We start from the raw sequence: 350 nt of genomic DNA, 5'->3' as shown, positions 1-350 counted from the left end.
TCGGAGGTCGACGCGGTCGAGGCGCACGGGACCGGCACGACGCTGGGCGACCCGATCGAGGCGCAGGCCCTCCTCGCCACCTACGGCCGGGAACGCCCGGACGACCGTCCCCTGTGGCTCGGATCGATCAAGTCCAACATCGGGCACCCGCAGACCGCGGCCGGTGTGGCCGGTGTGATCAAGATGGTCGAGGCGATGCGGCGCGGCGTGCTGCCCAAGACGATTCACGTAGACGAGCCGTCCCGGCAGGTGGACTGGACGTCTGGCGCGGTGGAGTTGCTGACCGAAGCGCGGGAGTGGCCGGTCAACGGGCGCCCGCGCCGGGCCGGGATCTCCTCCTTCGGCGTCAG

General features: G+C 71.7%; 1 pseudogene. It reads left to right on the top strand.

Annotated elements, in window-relative coordinates:
* Positions 1–350, top strand: a pseudogene (locus JK364_RS54770) (polyketide synthase); the annotation flags it as partial.

The sequence above is a fragment of the Streptomyces endocoffeicus genome (genome assembly GCF_016741935.1).
Taxonomy (GTDB): domain Bacteria; phylum Actinomycetota; class Actinomycetes; order Streptomycetales; family Streptomycetaceae; genus Streptomyces; species Streptomyces endocoffeicus.
This window is presented reverse-complemented; position numbering and strand designations above follow the sequence as displayed.